The organism is Bradyrhizobium sp. IC3195 (assembly GCF_020193585.1).
In the GTDB taxonomy this organism is placed as follows: Bacteria; Pseudomonadota; Alphaproteobacteria; order Rhizobiales; family Xanthobacteraceae; genus Bradyrhizobium; species Bradyrhizobium yuanmingense.
Map to the genome: position 1 here is coordinate 45406 of NZ_JADYVG010000007.1, position 18389 is coordinate 63794.

The window sequence follows — 18389 nt, forward strand, 5'->3', positions numbered from 1 at the left end:
CATATTCCGTCCGGGCAGGGCCGCATGCCGGCCTCGCTCAGGTCCGCGGCTTTTGGCGGGCGGCGAAACCGTATAGCGTTCGATCTCTGAGGAAACGCCGCGAAGACGGCCATGAGGTCGCGCATGCTGGACCGGACGCAGGATATTTCCATCGCCGCACAGGCCTGGCTCGACGACTTCGAGCGCACCTTAAGCAGACCTGATCCCGCGACGCTGGGCCCGCTCTTCCTCGCCGACGGCTTCTGGCGCGACGTGCTGGCGCTGAGCTGGAACCTGCAAACGCTCGCCGGGCGCGAGACGATTGCGCAAGCGCTGGCCGCGCTCGCGTCCAAGGCAGAGCCGATCAGTTTCAAGATCGCTCCGAACCGGGCCCCGCCGCGCTGGGTGACGCGGGCCGGCACCAACTGCATCGAGGCGATTTTCAACTTCGAGACCGCGCTCGGTCGCGGCAACGGCATCGTACGGCTCGTGCCTGATACTGCCGACGGCGACCGCCTGAAGGCCTGGACGCTGCTGACCGCGCTCGACGAACTCAAGGGCTTCGAGGAACAGCTCGGCACCTCGCGCCCGCGCGGCCAGGCCTATTCGCGCGACTTCCGCGGGCCGAACTGGCTCGACCAGCGCAACGCTGCGCGCGCCTATGCCGATCACGATCCGGCCGTGCTGGTGGTCGGCGGTGGCCAGGCCGGGCTCGCGATTGCCGCGCGGCTGAAGCAGCTGAAGGTCGACACCCTGATCGTCGATCGCGAGATGCGGATCGGCGACAATTGGCGCAAGCGCTATCACGCGCTGACCCTGCACAACCAGGTGCAGGTGAATCACCTGCCCTATATGCCGTTTCCGCCGAACTGGCCGGTCTATATCCCCAAGGACAAGCTCGCCAACTGGTTCGAGGCCTATGTCGATGCGATGGAGCTGAACTTCTGGACCGGCACCGAGTTCGAGGGCGGCGCCTATGACGAGGCCAAGGGCCACTGGACCGTCACGCTGCGGCGCGCCGACGGCAGCAAGCGCACCATGCATCCGCGCCATGTGATCATGGCGACCGGCGTCAGCGGCATCGCCAACATTCCCGACATTGCGACCCTCGACAATTTCAAGGGGACGCTGGTGCATTCCAGCGACTACGAGGACGGCGAGAACTGGACCGGCAAGCGCGCCATCGTCATCGGCACCGGCAACAGCGGTCATGACATCGCGCAGGATCTTCATTCCAGCGGCGCCGAGGTGACGCTGGTGCAGCGTTCGCCGACGCTGGTCACCAACATCGAGCCGTCGGCGCAGCTGGCCTACGCGACCTACAACGAGGGCACGCTCGAGGACAACGACCTGATCGCAGCGTCGATGCCGACGCCGCTCGCGAAGAAGACGCATGTGATGCTGACCGAGCAATCCAAGCAGCTCGACAAGGAGCTACTCGACGGCCTCGCGCGCGTCGGCTTCAAGCTCGATTTCGGCGAAGCCGGCACCGGCTGGCAGTTCAAATACCTCACCCGCGGCGGCGGCTATTACTTCAACGTCGGCTGCTCCAACCTGATCGTCGAGGGCAAGATCAGCCTCAGGCAGTTCTCCGACATCGAAAGCTTCAACGCTGAGGGCGCGCGGATGAAGGACGGCTCGATCATTACCGCCGACCTGGTCGTGCTCTCGACCGGCTACAAGCCGCAGGAATATCTGGTGCGCAAGCTGTTCGGCGACGGCATCGCCGACCGCGTCGGGCCGATCTGGGGTTTTGGCGAAGGCTTCGAGCTGCGCAACATGTATGCGCGCACCAGGCAGCCCGGCCTCTGGTTCATCGCCGGGAGCCTGGCGCAATGCCGGATCAACTCGAAATATCTGGCGCTGCAGATCAAGGCGATCGAGGAAGGGATTTTGGCACGAATATAGCTACAGCCGTCATTCCGGGGCCCGCGAAGCGCGAACCCGGAATCCATCTAACCACAGAGTATGCTGCCCAATGGATTCTCAGATGCGCAATTGCGCATCATAGGTCACGCTTCGCGCGCCCCGAAATGACAAGAGGAGAGATCAATGCCAGCCATTCTCGGCACCGGCGAGCACCGCTACCGCGTCGTCGACAACTTCGCGAAATTGCCGGACGGCTGGCAGCTCACCGACGTCGCCTCGGTGGCGGTCGACAGCAAGGACCGCGTCTACGTCTTCAACCGCGGCGCCCACCCGATGGTGGTGCTGGACCGCGACGGCAATTTCCTGCGCAGTTGGGGCGAAGGACTGTTTTCCCGCGCGCACGGCCTACATATCGACGCCGACGACAATCTCTATTGCACCGACGACGGCGACCATACCGTGCGCAAATGCACCACTGACGGCAAGGTGCTGCTGACGATCGGCATTCCTGCAAAGCCGGCGCCGTTCATGAGCGGCGAGCCGTTCCACCGCTGCACCCACACCGCGCTGTCGCCGAAGGGCGAGATCTACGTCTCCGACGGCTATGGCAATGCGCGCGTGCACAAATTCACGCCTGACGGCAAGCTGATCAAGAGCTGGGGCGAGCCGGGCACTGATCCCGGTCAGTTCAACATCGTGCACAATATCGCCACCGATGCCGACGGCTGGGTCTATGTCGCCGATCGCGAGAACCACCGCGTCCAGGTGTTCGACGGCGAGGGCAAATACGAGACGCAGTGGAACAATCTGCACCGGCCCTGCGCGCTGTGCTGCTGCGGCGGGGCCAACAGCCCGACCTTCATCATCGGCGAGCTCGGCCCCGGCCTTGCCATCAACCGCAATGTGCCCAATCTCGGTCCGCGGCTGTCGATCGTCGATGCACAGGGCAAACGCATCGCACGGCTTGGCGGCGAGGAGGGCCCGGGCGTTGCCAGCGGCAAATTCCTCGCGCCGCATGGGCTCGCACTCGACTCAAGGGGTGACATCTATGTCGGCGAGGTCGGCGTCACCAATTGGACGACCAGCTTTCCGGACGAGGAGATGCCGGCCGCGGTGCGCGCGACGCGCTGCCTGCAGAAGCTGGAGCGGGTACGGGAGTAGCTGCCATGGCAACGGCAGCCCACGCTGGGGCGGTTCCGCGCCCCCGGATCGCGGCTTTTTGAGCACGTTTGCCACCCCGCCGCCGCATTGCTTGCGCTTGAATAAGTCGCTCAACGGGCTTCACAATCCCGTCACGCTGCATGTAGTATGTCACTACATGCTGCTTCGCAGCGTATATTGGAGGCCGGGAGCGTTACTTGAACGCACATGTCTCGCAAGGCAGTTGGCCGGTGTTGGTGCTGAATGCGGACTTCCGGCCGCTGAGTTACTACCCACTGTCGTTGTGGTCGTGGCAAGACGCGATCAAGGCGGTGTTCCTCGACCGCGTCAACATCGTCGCACATTACGATCAGGCGGTTCGAAGTCCCACGCTGGAAATGCAGCTGCCCAGCGTCGTCTCGCTCAAATCCTTCGTCAAGCCGACCACCCACCCCGCCTTCACCCGCTTCAACGTCTTCCTGCGCGATCGTTTCGCCTGCCAATATTGCGGCTCGCCCGAAGACCTCACCTTCGATCACATCATCCCGCGCAGCAAAGGCGGCCAGACCACCTGGGAGAACGTGGTCGCGGCGTGCTCGCCGTGTAATTTGCGCAAGGGCAATCTCACACCGGCGCAGTCCAAAATGTTTCCGCGCCAGACGGCGTTCGCACCGACCGTGCACCAGCTCCACCGCAACGGCCGGCTGTTTCCGCCGAACTATCTGCACGACAGCTGGCTGGACTATCTGTACTGGGATACGGAGCTGGATCCGTAGGTGCGAGTCAGCGCGCTCTGCTACCCCCGCTGCAACGCCAGCGTCACGCCGCCGAGCGTGAGCGCCATCGCCGTCCATTCGCGATAGCCGAGCGGCTCGCCGAGAATGATCGCCGCTGAGACGACGCCGATCACGGGCACGATCAGCATGCCGGTCGACGCCGTGGTTGGGGGCAGACGGCGCAGCGTCTCGAACCAGGTGACGTAGCAGAGGCCCATCGGCACCAGCGTCATGTAGACGAAGCAGCCGAGCCCCAGCGGAGTGATGGCGGTGACGTCAGGGCGCTCGAACAGCACGCCGAGGACCAGCATCGTGGCGCAGCCCAGCCCGACCTGCCAGGCGACGACGACCAGCGGCGGCATCGGCAGCGGCTTGCGGTTGAGCACATTGCCGAGCGCGAACAGGATGGCGCAGAGCAGTGCGAGCGCAATGCCGACCAGCTTGTCGGTGCTGAACGCAAGACCGTCGCCGCTCAGGAGCAGCGTGACGCCGGCAATGCCGAGGACAAGCCCAAGAACATCTCGTCGCGCCGGCCGCGTGTGCAGCACCGGCCAGGCGAGCAGCATCGCCCAGATCGGCATCGTATAGGCGAGCAGCGCGCCCTCACTCACGCTCACATATTTCATCGCGACCGTGCCGAGACCCATCCAGGCCAAGACGTTGGTGAAGGTCGCAAACAAGAGGCGCGGCACCGCCTCGCGCGGGACGGCGAAGGATTCCTTCCGGATCAGCACCAGGGTGCCGAGAATGAGCGAGGCGCAAACACCCGCAAGGCCGCGCGCGAACAAAGGCGGCCATTGCTGCAGCAGCAGCTTCATCAGCGGCCAGTTCAAAGCCCAGCCGAACGCCGTTACGCACAGGCAGAGAGAGCCGATCGTCCTGTCGCGTCGCGCCGTGTCCATACCCAGCGCTTAGCAGGCCGGCGCCGGCCGCTCCACCTCGCCTGGTGCATGCGGGCCATCGCGGAGCAAGGAACCCGAAGCTCCCACGACCGTTCAGACCGTGGGCCAGGCACGCTCGCCTGCGCACGTTCCGCCATACGCATGTTTCGGATGGCAATATACCAAATGAGGGAAGGCCATGCCCACAGCCGAGCACGATCACGTCTACAAGATCCTGGACCTCGTCGGATCATCCGAGACCTCGATCGAGGATGCGATCAAGAACGCCATCAGCCGCGCCTCCAAGACCGTTCGCGAAATAAGATGGTTCGAGGTCGTGCAAACGCGCGGCCATGTCGAGAACGGCGCCGTGCGTCATTTTCAGGTGACGCTGCGCGTCGGCTTCACGTTGGAAGGATGAGACGTCAGGCCGCCCATCGCGCGGCGACACCACCATGAAAGCGGGCCGACGAGAGTGGAACTCGATGTCGGCCATGTTCCCGGTCGAGTACAGACCCCGCACAATCATCGCGGATATTGCAACAAGCCGTTAAGGCGAAAGTGAGAGGTTTGCTCCGATTTGGAGCAAGCCTGATGGTCACAAGCCGCGAACTCGGCAAGACGCGCCTTCCGCTCTGGGCGGCCGGATTCGTCGTGCTGACTTGCGTGGCTATCCTCGGCCTGAGTGCGTGGCGCGAATGGGAGGCGCGCAACGCCGATCTGAGGAACGCCGAAATCGACGTCACCAACCTCGCTCAGTCGCTGATCCAGCACGCGGACGACACGTTCGAGCTTGCCGATACGATTCTCGTCGGGCTGGTCCACCGGCTCGAGATCGACGGGATGGGCCCGGACACGATCATGAAGCTCCAGGCCTATCTGCCCACCCGCAAATCATCGGAACGCATCCGCGGCATCTTCATCTATGATGCGACCGGCCGCTGGCTCGCCACGACGGAGCACCTCGATTTCTCCAAGCTCAACAACAGCGACCGTGAATATTTCCAACGCCATCGCGATTCTACGGACACGGGCACGCTGATCGGGCGACCCGTCAAGAGCCGCTCCGGCGGTCAGTGGATCGTCACCGCATCCCGCCGGATCAACGATTCCGACGGCGGCTTCGCCGGCGTCGCCCTGCTCACGATCGACGTCAGCTATTTCGTCAAATTCTACGAGCGGTTCGACATCGGGCCGAACGGCTCGGCATCTCTGCTCAACGACAGCGGCATCATGCTGGCGCGCAGCCGTGACGAGAGCGGCGCCTTCGTCGGACGCGACCTGTCCGATGCGCCCTTGTTCAGAAGCTGGAAAAGCCGCCCCGCCGCAGCGGTCTATTACTTCAAATCGCCGCTCGATGGCGCGGAGCGGCTGAGCTACTACCAGCGCAGCAGCCGCTATCCCCTGATGGTGCTGGCGAGCAAGTCGCAGGCCGACGTGCTCGCCCCCTGGCGACGCGCGGCAGCAGCACGCATGAGCTTCGTCCTCGGACTCGTCCTCTTGATCGCGGTGATCGGCTACTATCTGGTCCGTCAGTTGCTGCAGCGGCAGCGCACGGCACAGGCCCTGGTCGCCAAGGAAGCCAATTTCCGCCTGCTGGCCGAGCAATCCAGCGACATGGTGACCCGCATCGGGCTGGATAACCGGTTGCTCTACGTCTCTCCCTCCTGCGCGCGCATCACCGGCTGGTCGGCCGAAGAACTGATGGGCACCTCGGCCCTGGCCGGCATTCACGCCGACGACATGGAACGAGTTGAGCAGGCCATCGCCGCGCTGAAGAATGGCGAGGCGGAGGAAGCGCGGTTCGTCTATCGGCAGCGTCATCGCGACAAAGGCGAGATCTGGGCCGAGGCGGCGCTACACGTCACCGTGGCGTCCGACAGCGGCGTGATCGACGGCGTCGTCGCGGTCGTGCGCGACATGACCGAGCAGAAGGATCTTCAGGACAGGCTCGCCTCGCTGGCAATCACTGACGGTCTCACCGGCCTCGCCAACCGTCGCGCCTTCGACGACCACCTTGCCGACGAATGGGCGCGGGCTCGGCGCGACGGAACCCAGCTCTCGCTGCTACTGATCGATGTCGATCATTTCAAGAAATTCAACGATCTCTATGGGCATCTGGCGGGCGACGCCTGCCTGCGCGCGCTGGCCCGGATTTTATCCGCCCAGGCCAGGCGTCCGGCCGACCTCGCGGCGCGCTATGGCGGCGAGGAATTCGCCGTGCTGCTGCCGAACACCGGTCCTGAAGGCTGCGCCGAGGTCGGCGAAGCGATTCGCCAGGCGCTGCTCGATCTCGCCATGCTGCACGCGCAAAATCCGCCTTCGCGGCTGGTGACTGCGAGCATCGGCGGCGCCGCGGCTCTTCCGTCCCAGACCGCGATGGACTCTAGTACGCTGGTCGCCGCCGCCGACCGTGCGCTCTACGTCGCCAAGGAGAGCGGCCGAGACCGGCTGGTGATGTCGGGCCAAGTGATAGCATGGCCCGCGAAAAGCGCGTGAGCTGATCGGCCGTCTACGGATACATAGCACTACGCCAGATGGCACGCCACGAAATGGCCGCCCGCGCCCTCCTTCAGCGGCGGCGCGCTTTCCGCGCAGCGTGGCTGGGCGATCGGGCAGCGGGTGTGGAAGTGACAGCCGGAGGGCGGCTTCATCGGGCTCGGCACGTCGCCCTTGAGGCGGATGCGCTCGCGCTTGAGTTTTGGATCTGGCACCGGCACCGCCGACAGTAGCGCCCTGGTGTAGGGATGCTGCGGGTTGCGGTAGAGGTCGCTGGCTTTCGCGAGCTCGACGATGCGGCCGAGATACATCACCGCGACACGGTCGGAGATGTGCTCGACCACCGAGAGATCGTGCGCGACGAACAGATAGGTCAGGTTCAGCTCGGCCTGAAGGTCCTCCAGCAGGTTGATGACCTGGGCCTGGATCGACACGTCGAGCGCGGAGACCGGCTCGTCGCAGACGATCAGCTTCGGCTCGACCGCGAGCGCGCGCGCGATCACGATGCGCTGGCGCTGGCCGCCGGAGAATTCATGCGGATAGCGCCGCATGTGCTCGGCCTTGAGCCCGACCTTGACCAGAAGTCCCGCAACGCGCTCCTCGCGCTCTTTCGAGGAGGAGGCGAGATTGTGGATGGTAAAGGCCTCGCCGAGAATGGCCCCGACCGTCATGCGCGGATTGAGCGAGGCGAACGGATCCTGGAACACCAGCTGCATGTTCCGCCGCATCGCGCGCAGATCGTTGCCGCCGAGCTTGCGTACGTCCTGGCCGTCGAAGGTGACCTCGCCGTCGGTCGGCTCGATCAGGCGCAGCACGCAGCGCCCGGTCGTCGACTTGCCGCAACCGGATTCGCCGACGAGGCCGAGCGTCTCGCCGCGGTTGACCGAGAACGACACGCCGTCGACCGCATAGACGGTGCCGACCTGGCGCGACAAGAGGCCGCCGAGCACCGGGAAATGTTTCTTCAGGCCGCTAACGCGGAGCAAGGGCTCGCTCATGACGCGGCTCCCACGCTGGTATCTCCGAGATGACAGGCCATGCGGTGACCGGGCGCGATCTCGCGCAGCAGCGGCTCCTTCTCGGTGCAGACATTCATGGCGAACTTGCAGCGCGGCGCGAAGCGGCAGCCGGCCGGCGGGTTGATCAGGATCGGCACAGAGCCGCCGATCGCCTCGAGCCGCGTCTTGTGCTCGCTGTCGAGATCGATGCGCGGGATCGAGCGGATCAGGCCTTGCGTATAGGGGTGACGGGGATCGCCGAAGAGATCGTCGACGGGCGCCTCCTCCACCACCTTGCCGGCATACATCACGACGACGCGCTGCGCGGTCTCGGCGACGACGCCCATGGCATGGGTGATCAGCATCACCGCCATGCCGAAGCGGTCCTTCATGTCCTGCAACAGGTCGAGGATCTGCGCCTGGATGGTGACGTCGAGCGCGGTGGTGGGCTCGTCGGCGATGATCAGCTTCGGCTTGCAGGCGAGCGCCATCGCGATCATCACGCGCTGGCGCATGCCGCCGGAAAACTGATGCGGATAATTGTGCACGCGGCCTTCGGCGTTCGGGATCTGCACCAGTTTCAGCATCTCGATGGTGCGCTCGAGCGCCTGCTTCCTGGTCACCGCTTCGTGCCGTCGCAGGCTCTCGGCGATCTGCTCGCCGATGGTGAGCACCGGATTGAGCGAGGTCATCGGCTCCTGGAAGATGAAGCCGATCTCCTTCGCCCTGATCTCGTCGAGCTGGTTGCTGGTCAGCGGCACCAGATCGCGCCCCTCGAAGATGATCTGGCCCGCCGCGATCCGGCCCGGCGGCATTGCGATCAGCTTCAGGATCGACATCGCGGTCACGGTCTTGCCGCAGCCGGATTCGCCGACGACGCAGAGCGTCTCGCCCTTGTTGATGGAGATGTCGACACCGTCGACGGCCTGGAGGATGCCGTCGTCCGTGGAGAAGTGAGTTTTCAGGCCCTTGATCTCGAGCAGCGGCGCCATCAGATCACCCGTCGCGCATCGAGCGCGTCGCGCAGACCGTCGCCGATGAAGTTGATGGCCACCACCGCGACGAAGATCGCGCCGCCCGGAAACAGCGCCCAGTGCGGACCGATGTCGAGAAAATCCTTGGCGTCAAACAGCAGCCGGCCCCAGGTCGGGGTATCCGGCGGGAAGCCGAGGCCGAGGAAGGACAGCGTCGATTCCGCGATGATCGCGGCGGCGACGTCGATGGTGCCGGCGATGATAACCGGGCCGACCGCATTGGGCAGGATGTGCCGTACCACCTGCCGCACCGGACTGGCACCGAGCGCACGGGCGGCTTCGACGAACTCCTTTTCGCGGAGCGACAAGAACTGGGCACGCACCAGCCGCGCCACCGGCATCCAGCGCAGACCTCCGATCACGAGCACGATCAAGATGAAGATGCCGCCTTCGGGTCCGAACACCTGCTTCAGCCCGTCGCGGAACAGATAGATCAGCAGCAGCAGCAGCGGCAGCTGCGGCAGCGACAGGAACAGGTCGGTGAGCCACATCAATCCGTGTCCGAGCGCGCCGCGCGACATACCGGCGAGCGCGCCGATCACTGTGCCGATGATGACAGCGACCAGCATCGCGGCGAGCCCGACCGCGAGCGAGATGCGGCCGCCATAGATCATGCGCGCCAGAATGTCCTGGCCGAGATCGTCGGTGCCGAAGGGATGGGCGAGCGACGGACCCTGCAGGCCCGCGACGATGTCGATCTCGTTGATCTTCACACGCCACACGAACGGCCCAAGCACGACGGCGAGCACCAGGATGAGGAGCAGGACAGCGCTGACCACCGCGAGCCGGTGGCGGCTGTAACGCCGCCATGCTTCGCGCCAGGGCGAATAGGCGCGCCGCTCAGCGGAGGGAGATGCGAGGGTCAAGCCAGCCATAAAGCACGTCCGCGATGAGATTGAACAGCACCACGAGGCACGCGAAGACGAAGGTGACGGCCATCACCACCGGCGTGTCGTTGGAAAGGATGGAGGAGATCAGCAGCGAGCCGATGCCGGGAATGCGGAAGATCTGCTCGGTGACGATGGCGCCGCCGAACACCGCGGGCATCTGCAACGCGATCAGCGTGACCACGGGAATCATGGCGTTGCGCATCACGTGCTTGATGATCACCGTGGTCTGGCCGAGGCCCTTGGCCCGCGCCGTGGTGACGTAGTCGAGCCGGATGACGTCGAGCATCGCCGAGCGCACGAAGCGCGTCATCGACGCCGCTTGGAACAGGCCGAGTACCGCCACCGGCATGATCGCCTGACGGATCATCTCCAGCACCCAGCGGATGCCGGTGGCCTTGATGTCGGTGGTGTAGACGAAAGGCAGCCAGTCCAGCGTGACCGAGAAGATCAGGATGAACAGGATGCCGGTGAAGAAGGTCGGCAGCGAGAAGCCGACGAAGGCGAGCGTATTCGCGATCTGGTCGAACAGCGAATACGGCCTGGTCGCGGCATAGACGCCGACCGGAATCGCGATCAGCAGCGCCAGGATCTGCGCCGAGCCGATCACGTAGAGCGTGGCGGGCAGGCGCTGGAGGATCAGCGTGTCGACGTTCATCCGGCTGACGAAGGAGAAGCCCCAGTCGCCGTGCAGCATGGCGTTGAGCCAGTGCAGGTAGCGGAGGTAGATCGGGTCGTCGAGACCGAACTTGGCCCGGAGTGCCGCCTGCACTTCGGGCGGCACGTTCGGATTGGTGGCCAGTTCGGAGAACGGATCGCCGGGCGCGAGCGCAAGCACGACGAACAGCACCAGCGAAATCGCCAGCAGGCTCGGAACGGCGATCAGGAGGCGACGCAGGACATACTGACTCATAGGGAAGAATCCCGTCTAGCCTGCGCTCATGCCTCCCGGTACCAGTCCTGAAGGTTATCGGTCCGATTGGCCCAGCCCGAGAGCGCCGGCCGCAACGTGTTGGAGCAGGCATCCACCAGCAGGCGATGCATCACCGGAATGAACACGGTGTCCTGCCACAACAGGTCGTTGCACTTGATGTAGAGCGCGGCGCGCTTGACTGGATCGGTCTCGGTCTCAGCCGCAGCAATGGCGTCATCATACTCCTTGTTGACGTAGCGCGGGAAGTTCTGCCCCTGCCATTTGTTCTCCTTGGTGGCCACATTGGCGGAGATGTAGCGCCGCATGTGCAGGGCCGGATCGGGCTGCGTCATCGGGATCTGGAACTCCTCGATGTCGGCATAGAACTTCGGATAGGTGTCCGGGTTGGCGACGTCAGACGAGAAGAAGACCGAGGCGACGACCGATTTCAGCTCCACGTCGATGCCGGCCTTCTGACAGGCCTGCTTGACGATGGCCTGGGTCTTCTGGCGCGGACCGTTGGTCGAGGTCTGGTACAGAAGCTTGAATTTCTTGCCGTCCTTCTCGCGGATGCCGTCGGCGCCGACCTTCCAGCCGGCGTCATCGAGCATCTTCGACGCCTTCTCGATGTTGAACTCCCACGAGGTGTTCTTGGAGACGAACTTCTCGGGGCCGTTGAGGTAGTTGGCCGTGGTGCGGCCGGCCCGACCATAGATCGCCTTCTTGACGGAGTCGCGGTCGACGAGCAGGGCGAGCGCCTTGCGCACGTTCGGATCGGAGAAGATCGGGTGCTTGGTCTTCATCGAGGACCGTTCGCCGTCGATCTCAGTGTTCGGATCGGTGAAGTTGATCGCGATGAACTCGATGTCGCCGCCGGTGGCATAGACGGTCTTGCCCTTCCCGCCCTTCTCCAGACGCAGCAGCACGTCGTCTTCGACCTGCATGTTCCAGGCGAAATCGAATTCGCCGGTCTGGATCACCGCGCGGGCCGCCGAGACGGCATCGCCGCCGCCCTTCATCTCGATCGTGTCGAAATGCGGACGGTTGGGCATGTGATAGTCGGGATTGAGCTCGCCGCGGACCACATCGCCCGGCTTGAACTCGACGAACTTGTAGGGACCGGTGCCCACCGGGGCAAGATTGTTCGGCGCCTCGCGGGACTTCGAGCCTTTGTAGTCGGCAAACAGATGCTTGGGGAGAACGCATCCATAAGCGCCGACGAACGCGTTGGCCCAGAACGGCGTCGGGGTCTTGAACAGGATGCGAATCGAAAGATCGCTGACCTTCTCGACCGTGATGTCACCATAGGTGCTGATGCTGACGGCAGCCGTGGCGGGATCGCTGGCGTATTGCCAGGTGAACACGAAGTCGTCGGCAGTCAGCGGCTTGCCATCGTGCCATTTGACTCCCGGCTTGATTTTCCAGACCACCGATTTGGCATCGGCGGCGAGACCGCCGTTTGCAAGCGAGGGAATCTCTGCCGCGAGGATCGGGTTGAGATTGCCGTCGGCGTCCCAGCTGGCGAGCGGTTCGTAGAAAAGCCGCGATCCGTCCTGGTCCTTGGTGCCGGTGGCGAAATGAGGATTGAGCAGCGTCGGCCCCTGCCACCACAGCACCTTGAGAGGGCCGCCGCCCCCGCGCTTGGTCGGCTTGTAGACCGCGGGGCTCTGCGCCATGGCAACGCCGCCGAGCGCGAGGAGCTGGTTGGCGAGGGGAGCGGTGAGACCGACCGCGGCGAGGCGCTTGACGAAGGCGCGGCGGTCCATCCGCCCGTCCTTCACCTGACCGATCATCGAACGCAGCTCTTTGTCCAGCATGGTTGTCCCCCGTCTGGTTCCGACATGGATGCAGGCGGCCGCTCGCGACCGCCTGGTTTAGCTGGCGGTAGATGGCACACCGAATGGGGTGCACGTCAACTGGGACCGTGTGTATGCAAACGGTCTATTGGCTGTCCGTTGGGCAAAATTGCGCTCCGCAGCCCATCCGTTCGGCAATCCAGCATCAAAATCTGCCGGATTGCGCGCTGCACTGCGGAAAATTTGTTCGCTGGATCAGACGAAGTATCGAGGCGAATTCCTACGCCACGGACATGTCGAGCGGCGGCGCGACGTGATCCGGCAACGGACAGACGTAAGGAGTGCGGGCCGTCCGCTTCTGGAGATCCGCCTTGGCAACCTTGATCAGCTCCGGTTCCGTCAACGCCTTGATGCCGAGACCTGCCATCGCCTTGGCGGCCTGCACCATGGCCTTGTGCGCGTGCGGGCTCTTGCCCTGCGCCACCACCTGCCAGGTGTGGAAGGGCGTGCCGATTGCAACCGTCGGTGCGTGCACCTGCACGGTCGGCACCACCCAGCTCACGTCGCCGACATCGGTGGAGCCGACCAGCGGATTGCGCTTGGCATCGAGCGGCACCAGGAAGTCGGCCAGCGGCCGATCGGTCGGCTCCATGCCGATCGCGTAATAGACCGAGGCGATATCCTTGTCGCTCAAGGTCGCACGGATCTGGCCGGCAAAGCTCTTGTCCGCATCGTCGAAATGCGGCGGTCCGAGCTCTTCCATGACCTGATGCAGCGCCTGCTCCAGCGGCGTGTTGGGCAGGATATTGGAGACCGCGGAGATGATCTTCATCTCGACCTTGGTCTCGGTCATCAACGCCGCGCCTTGCGCGATCTTGGACACACGCTCGACCAACTCGTTCATGCCGGGAAGATCGCGCGCGCGGATCGAATAGCGCACGCGGGCATGGGCCTGCACCACGTTCGGCGCGATGCCGCCGGTGTCGAGCAGGGCATAGTGCACGCGCGCGTCGCTCGGCATGTGCTCGCGCATGTAGTTCACGCCGACATTCATCAATTCCACCGCATCGAGCGCCGAACGGCCAAGATGCGGCGAGGCCGCCGCATGCGAAGTGCGGCCGGTGAAGATGAAATCCGCGCGCGTATTCGCAAGCGAGGGCGTTACCGCCACCTCCCAGAAGCTGTGCGGGTGCCAGGTGATGGCGATGTCGGCGTCCTCGAACGCGCCGGAGCGCACCATGAAGGCCTTGGCCGCGCCGCCTTCCTCCGCCGGACAGCCGTAATAGCGCACGCGGCCGGGCACCTTGTTCTCGGCCAGCCAGTCCTTCACCGCGGTCGCGGCGAGCAGCGCTGCGGAACCGAGCAGGTTGTGACCGCAGCCATGGCCATGGCCGCCGGTCTCGATCGGGCGATGCTCGGCGACACCCGCCTCCTGGCTGAGGCCCGGCAGCGCATCGTACTCGCCCATGAAGGCAATGACCGGACCGCCCTCGCCCCACTCGCCGATCAGCGCAGTCGGGATGCCGGCGACGTTCTCAGTGATGCGGAAGCCCTGATGACGCAGCTCGGCGAGATGCTCGGCGGCGGACCGCGCCTCGGTGTAGCAGACCTCAGGCATGCCCCAGACCCTGTCGCTGAGGTCGATGAAGCGTGCCTTGATCGTGTCGATGCCACGCCAGATGTCGCTGCGGTTGTCCATGCTTGTCGTCCGTGATCCCTTGGTCAAACGAGGCGGCAATGGTTAGCAGCTTCACTGCACGGCGCCTAGCACTGCGCCGGACAGCAGCCATGCGCCGGATCAGATGACGATGTGTTTCCGGGCCTTTCCAAGATTTCACGCGGCGTTCTCCCGAATAGTTGGGAACGAGGCTTTCAAGACGGCCTGCTCCGGCCTAAATTAGGCGTGCTTCGCGCGTCGCTCCGCCAGCCTTGCCGGAGCGATGCTCTCAGCCAGGAGAACTCCATGAGCGCTCTGACCGAATGGAGAGTGCCGCCGGCGAACCAGCCGCGGGCGAGCGACTATGGTTTCGATCTCGACCGCGCGCTCGGCTCCGTCGTCGGCCTGCACGCCATCATCCCTCCGGACGCCTTCAGTGCCGAGACGCTGGGCACCGAACGCGCCGGCAACGGCGTCGTGATCGATGACGGCCTGGTGCTCACGATAGGTTATCTCATCACCGAGGCAGAGTCGGTCTGGCTGCACCGCGCCGACGGACGAGTGGTGGAGGGCCATGCGCTCGGCTTCGATTCCGAGACCGGGTTCGGGCTGGTGCAGGCGCTCGGCCAGCTCGACATTGCGCCGCTGCCGCTCGGCTCGTCGGCGGCGACACGGATCGGCGACCGCGTCGTGGTCGGCGGCGCCGGCGGACGCACGCGCTCGGTCGCGAGCCAGGTCGTGGCCAAGCAGGAATTCGCCGGTTACTGGGAATATCTGCTGGACGAGGCCATCTTCACCGCTCCCGCACATCCGAACTGGGGCGGTACGGCGCTGCTCAACGAACGCGGCGAGCTGATCGGCATCGGCTCGCTCCAGCTCGATCGCGAACGTGACGGCGAGGCCGAGCACGTCAACATGATCGTGCCGATCGACCTCCTGAAGCCGGTCCTGGAGGACTTGCGCAAGTTCGGCCGTGTCAACAAGCCGGCACGACCCTGGCTCGGACTCTATTCGACCGAGATCGACAACCGCGTGGTGGTGATCGGGATCTCCGCCAATGGCCCGGCCGCCCGCGCCGAGCTCAAGACCGGCGACGTCATTCTCGCCGTGAACGGTGACAGGGTGACGAGCCAGACCGCCTTCTACAAGAAGATGTGGGCGCTCGGCGCCGCCGGCGTCGACGTGCCGCTCACCGTTCATCACGAAGGCGTCACCTTCGACGTCACCGTGACGTCGACCGATCGCTTCAAGCTCCTGAAGGCGCCGAAGCTGCACTGATCCAAAAGGCTTTGAGGAAGCGGGCGATGACCGAGGCCGTGGTGGACGACATCGTGGCCGTGCTGCCGCCGCTGCTCAATGCGCTGGAAGCGCTCGGCTTCTTCCAGCGGCATCTGCATCCACCGGCCTTCGCCTCGGTGATGGATGCGATCGGCACGCCGGACGAGGCGCTGCAGACGGCGCACGCAGCAATCGGGGATTGGCCGGAGCAGTTCGGAGGCTTGCGCGAGCGGCTCGATCGCGCCTGCGGCGAGACGCTCGCTGCCTTTGCCGGCATTCGTGAGGTCGAGCGTGGCCATGGCGATCTCGTCGCGGTGTTCCGCGCGCTGCGCCTTGTCCCGCGCGCGCAGGAGGCGCTCTATCCGCTGGCAGCGCAGTTTCCGCCGGTGAGCAGCTTCTTCCTCAACGCCGCCAATCGCGACAATGCGGATTTGTTGTCGCGGCTCCAAGCCAGCGCGGGCGAAGATACCGGCATCTTCCACGACCACAACGAGCCTGGCAGCCGCGGCGGCTTCTCGGTCTATGTCCCCGAATATTATGCGCCCGAGCGTGCCATGCCGCTGGTGATGGCGCTGCATGGCGGCAGCGGCAACGGACGCGGCTTTCTGTGGAGCTGGCTCCGCGACGCCCGCACTCTCGGGTCGATCCTGGTGGCGCCGACCGCGACCGGCCCGACCTGGGCGCTGATGGGCGACGACACCGACACACCGAACCTCATGCGCATCATCGATACTGTACGCGGCCGCTGGCGCATCGACCCCTCGCGCATGCTGCTGACCGGCATGAGCGACGGCGGCACCTTCTGCTACGTCACCGGCCTCGACGGCGCCTCGCCCTTCACGCATCTCGCCCCGGTTGCGGCGACCTTCCATCCGCTGATGGCGGAGATGGCCGACGCAACGCGCCTGCAAGGCTTGCCGGTCTTCATCACTCACGGCAAGCTCGACTGGATGTTTCCGGTGCAGACCGCACGGCAGACGCAGGCGGCGCTGTCCGCCGCCGGTGCCCAAGTCACCTATCGAGAGATCGACGACCTCAGCCACACCTATCCGCGCGAGATCAATGCGGAGCTGATGGAGTGGCTGAATGGAGAATGAACAACCTCACTTGGATGCGCCGCATAGTCGCGGAACCATCACTCCGGGCCGACGTTATCGCCCGTCACCGGAGGTTCGCCATGCAGACTTTTTTCGGAATGATCCTGGGCGCGTTGCTGCTTGCGGGCGGCGTCTACGTCTATGATTCCATGCAGACGTCGTCAGTCGCCAAAGGCGACATCGCGACCACCAACCGAACGATCGTGAACTGGGACGTCGCCAAGGCCGATTGGGATGCGCTGCGCGATCGCGCGCACAAGGACTGGGTCCGGATCTCGTCGAAGTAATTTCGTCCGATCGACATGAACGAGGCGCCGTCGCAGACCCGCGACGGCGCCTTTGTATTGCGTCCTGAAATATCGCCGGCTCAGTTCATCTTGGCCTTGCGAGCGTCGGCGATGACCTGCTCGAACTCGGTCATGCTGAGCACGCCGGGCACGCGATACTTGCCGACGATGAAGGACGGGGTGCCCTGGAAGCCGAAAGCTTCAGCCTGCTCGTTGTTGCGCTTGAGGATGGCGTCGATGTCCTTGGCGTGGCCGGTGAGATCGCGCTTCAAGCGGTCCATGTCGACCCCGGCAGCCGCGAGCAGCTCGTTGATGCGCGGCTCGGTCAGGCGCGAGCTGACGCCGATCAGGGCGTCATGGGCTTGGTGATACTTGCCCTGGAACTTGGCCGCCAGCGCGCTCCGCGCCGCGGTGACCGAAACCGGCCCGAGGATCGGCCAGTCCTTCATGACCAGCCGCACCTTGCCGTCGTCCTGGACCACCTGGCGCAGCTCGGGCTCGAGCTTGCGGCAATAGGGACAATTGTAGTCGGACCATTCGACGATGGTGATGTTGCCGTCGGGATTGCCTGCGACCGGCGTGTCGGGATCGCGCAGCACCTTGGCTTCGGTCAGCACCTCGTCATCGCCGGTGGCGGCGCGCGCCGAAACGATCCCACCCACGGCGAGAGCGCCCGCTCCGATCAGCGTCAAGGCTGCGCGCCGGCTCGGCCCAAGGCCATTATTCCCAAATCCAGTCATATCGTCCCGTTCCGGTCCCGTCTTGCGGATATACGCCCGCGCCCCGGCCATTGTTACGGGTCATATAGAATGCCGCGGGCGCGATTGCCACGCGAATCGCGTCCGGCTCGACTAAGCCGCCGGCAGCATCGCCATCAAGGTCCCGCTCATCATGGCGATCAGCGTGGTCTTGCCGTCATGCTCGGCGTAGGCCTTTGCCTCGCAGAAGGTCAGCGTGCGGCCGGGCTTGACCACTTCGGCCTTGAAGACGAAACGCTCGCCGCGGGCAGGCGCGAGCAGCGTGGTCTTGAATTCGACGGTGAGGATACCGGCCTCCGCCGGCATCAAGCTGAAGGCCGCAACGCCGCAGGCGTTGTCGAGCCCGGCCGTGATGATGCCGGCATGGATGAAACCATTCTGCTGCGTGAGGGCCGGCGCATGCAGCATCGCCAGCTCGACCTCGCCCGGCGCGAGCCGGACGATCACGATACCGAGCGTGCGCATGGCCGGTTGGGCATCGAACATGGCGATGGCCGCCGCGCGATAGCCCGGGTTTTTCGGCTCGAATGCGGTCATGGC

The 18389-nt window shown here is 64.8% G+C and carries 17 protein-coding genes; 8 read left to right on the plus strand and 9 right to left on the minus strand.

The annotated features are described in order from the left end of the window. Window positions 1-123: 123 nt before the first annotated feature. From I6F09_RS16035 to I6F09_RS16045, 3 genes are all read left to right on the plus strand, one after another. Window positions 124-1887, plus strand: coding sequence for an NAD(P)/FAD-dependent oxidoreductase (locus tag I6F09_RS16035; protein WP_225188512.1), 1764 nt, complete (start codon window positions 124-126; stop codon window positions 1885-1887). A 144-nt stretch (window positions 1888-2031) separates the two neighbouring features. Further along, window positions 2032-3009, plus strand: coding sequence for a peptidyl-alpha-hydroxyglycine alpha-amidating lyase family protein (locus I6F09_RS16040; RefSeq protein WP_225152180.1), 978 nt, complete (start codon window positions 2032-2034; stop codon window positions 3007-3009). A gap of 197 nt (window positions 3010-3206) precedes the next feature. Continuing rightward, window positions 3207-3764, plus strand: coding sequence for an HNH endonuclease (locus tag I6F09_RS16045; protein ID WP_057028390.1), 558 nt, complete (start codon window positions 3207-3209; stop codon window positions 3762-3764). A 20-nt stretch (window positions 3765-3784) separates the two neighbouring features. Here I6F09_RS16045 and I6F09_RS16050 read toward each other — a convergent pair whose 3' ends face one another. Further along, window positions 3785-4666, minus strand: coding sequence for a DMT family transporter (locus tag I6F09_RS16050; protein ID WP_225188513.1), 882 nt, complete (start codon window positions 4664-4666; stop codon window positions 3785-3787). A gap of 178 nt (window positions 4667-4844) precedes the next feature. Between I6F09_RS16050 and I6F09_RS16055 the strand changes: the two genes are divergently transcribed. Both I6F09_RS16055 and I6F09_RS16060 read left to right on the plus strand, forming a co-directional pair. Next, the gene (locus I6F09_RS16055; RefSeq protein ID WP_036020706.1) at window positions 4845-5066 is read left to right on the plus strand and encodes a dodecin; all 222 of its coding nucleotides are present in this window, start codon (window positions 4845-4847) and stop codon (window positions 5064-5066) included. A gap of 173 nt (window positions 5067-5239) precedes the next feature. Then, a complete protein-coding gene (locus I6F09_RS16060; protein ID WP_192893056.1) occupies window positions 5240-7144 on the plus strand; it encodes a diguanylate cyclase in 1905 nt (634 codons plus the stop codon). A gap of 29 nt (window positions 7145-7173) precedes the next feature. Here I6F09_RS16060 and I6F09_RS16065 read toward each other — a convergent pair whose 3' ends face one another. The 6 genes from I6F09_RS16065 to I6F09_RS16090 form a co-directional block, all read right to left on the minus strand. After that, the gene (locus I6F09_RS16065; RefSeq protein ID WP_035996776.1) at window positions 7174-8142 is read right to left on the minus strand and encodes a dipeptide ABC transporter ATP-binding protein; all 969 of its coding nucleotides are present in this window, start codon (window positions 8140-8142) and stop codon (window positions 7174-7176) included. Further along, the gene (locus tag I6F09_RS16070) at window positions 8139-9134 is read right to left on the minus strand and encodes an ABC transporter ATP-binding protein (RefSeq protein ID WP_035996773.1); all 996 of its coding nucleotides are present in this window, start codon (window positions 9132-9134) and stop codon (window positions 8139-8141) included. Before I6F09_RS16070 ends, I6F09_RS16065 begins: the two co-directional genes overlap by 4 nt. Next, window positions 9134-10051, minus strand: a complete 918-nt coding sequence (locus I6F09_RS16075) for an ABC transporter permease (protein WP_035996800.1) — start codon at window positions 10049-10051, stop codon at window positions 9134-9136. The genes I6F09_RS16070 and I6F09_RS16075 overlap by 1 nt, the downstream gene beginning before the upstream one ends. Then, the gene (locus tag I6F09_RS16080) at window positions 10017-10976 is read right to left on the minus strand and encodes an ABC transporter permease (protein ID WP_025033623.1); all 960 of its coding nucleotides are present in this window, start codon (window positions 10974-10976) and stop codon (window positions 10017-10019) included. The genes I6F09_RS16075 and I6F09_RS16080 overlap by 35 nt, the downstream gene beginning before the upstream one ends. 26 nt (window positions 10977-11002) lie before the next feature. Beyond that, window positions 11003-12793: a peptide ABC transporter substrate-binding protein gene (locus I6F09_RS16085; RefSeq protein ID WP_035996767.1), complete on the minus strand. Its 1791-nt coding sequence runs from the start codon at window positions 12791-12793 to the stop codon at window positions 11003-11005. 259 nt (window positions 12794-13052) lie between these two features. Continuing rightward, window positions 13053-14471: a M20 family metallopeptidase gene (locus I6F09_RS16090; protein ID WP_035996763.1), complete on the minus strand. Its 1419-nt coding sequence runs from the start codon at window positions 14469-14471 to the stop codon at window positions 13053-13055. A 264-nt stretch (window positions 14472-14735) separates the two neighbouring features. On the opposite strand from I6F09_RS16090, the gene I6F09_RS16095 reads away from it, so the two are divergent. The 3 genes from I6F09_RS16095 to I6F09_RS16105 all read left to right on the plus strand — a co-directional run bounded on the left by I6F09_RS16095 (window position 14736) and on the right by I6F09_RS16105 (window position 17091). After that, window positions 14736-15707, plus strand: coding sequence for a S1C family serine protease (locus I6F09_RS16095; RefSeq protein ID WP_225113025.1), 972 nt, complete (start codon window positions 14736-14738; stop codon window positions 15705-15707). Window positions 15708-15733: 26 nt separating this feature from the next. Further along, window positions 15734-16804: a phospholipase gene (locus I6F09_RS16100; protein ID WP_225140762.1), complete on the plus strand. Its 1071-nt coding sequence runs from the start codon at window positions 15734-15736 to the stop codon at window positions 16802-16804. 80 nt (window positions 16805-16884) lie between these two features. Beyond that, a complete protein-coding gene (locus I6F09_RS16105; RefSeq protein ID WP_035996755.1) occupies window positions 16885-17091 on the plus strand; it encodes a hypothetical protein in 207 nt (68 codons plus the stop codon). 80 nt (window positions 17092-17171) lie between these two features. On the opposite strand, the gene I6F09_RS16110 is transcribed toward I6F09_RS16105, so the two are convergent. Together I6F09_RS16110 and I6F09_RS16115 are read right to left on the minus strand one after the other, a co-directional pair. Continuing rightward, window positions 17172-17831 carry a DsbA family protein gene (locus tag I6F09_RS16110; protein WP_035996797.1) on the minus strand — a complete coding sequence of 220 codons (660 nt, stop codon included), beginning with the start codon at window positions 17829-17831 and terminating at the stop codon, window positions 17172-17174. Between the two features lie 111 nt (window positions 17832-17942). Continuing rightward, window positions 17943-18386 (minus strand): PaaI family thioesterase, encoded by a 444-nt coding sequence (locus I6F09_RS16115; RefSeq protein WP_036020678.1) that lies wholly within the window; start codon window positions 18384-18386, stop codon window positions 17943-17945. Window positions 18387-18389 lie beyond the last annotated feature (3 nt).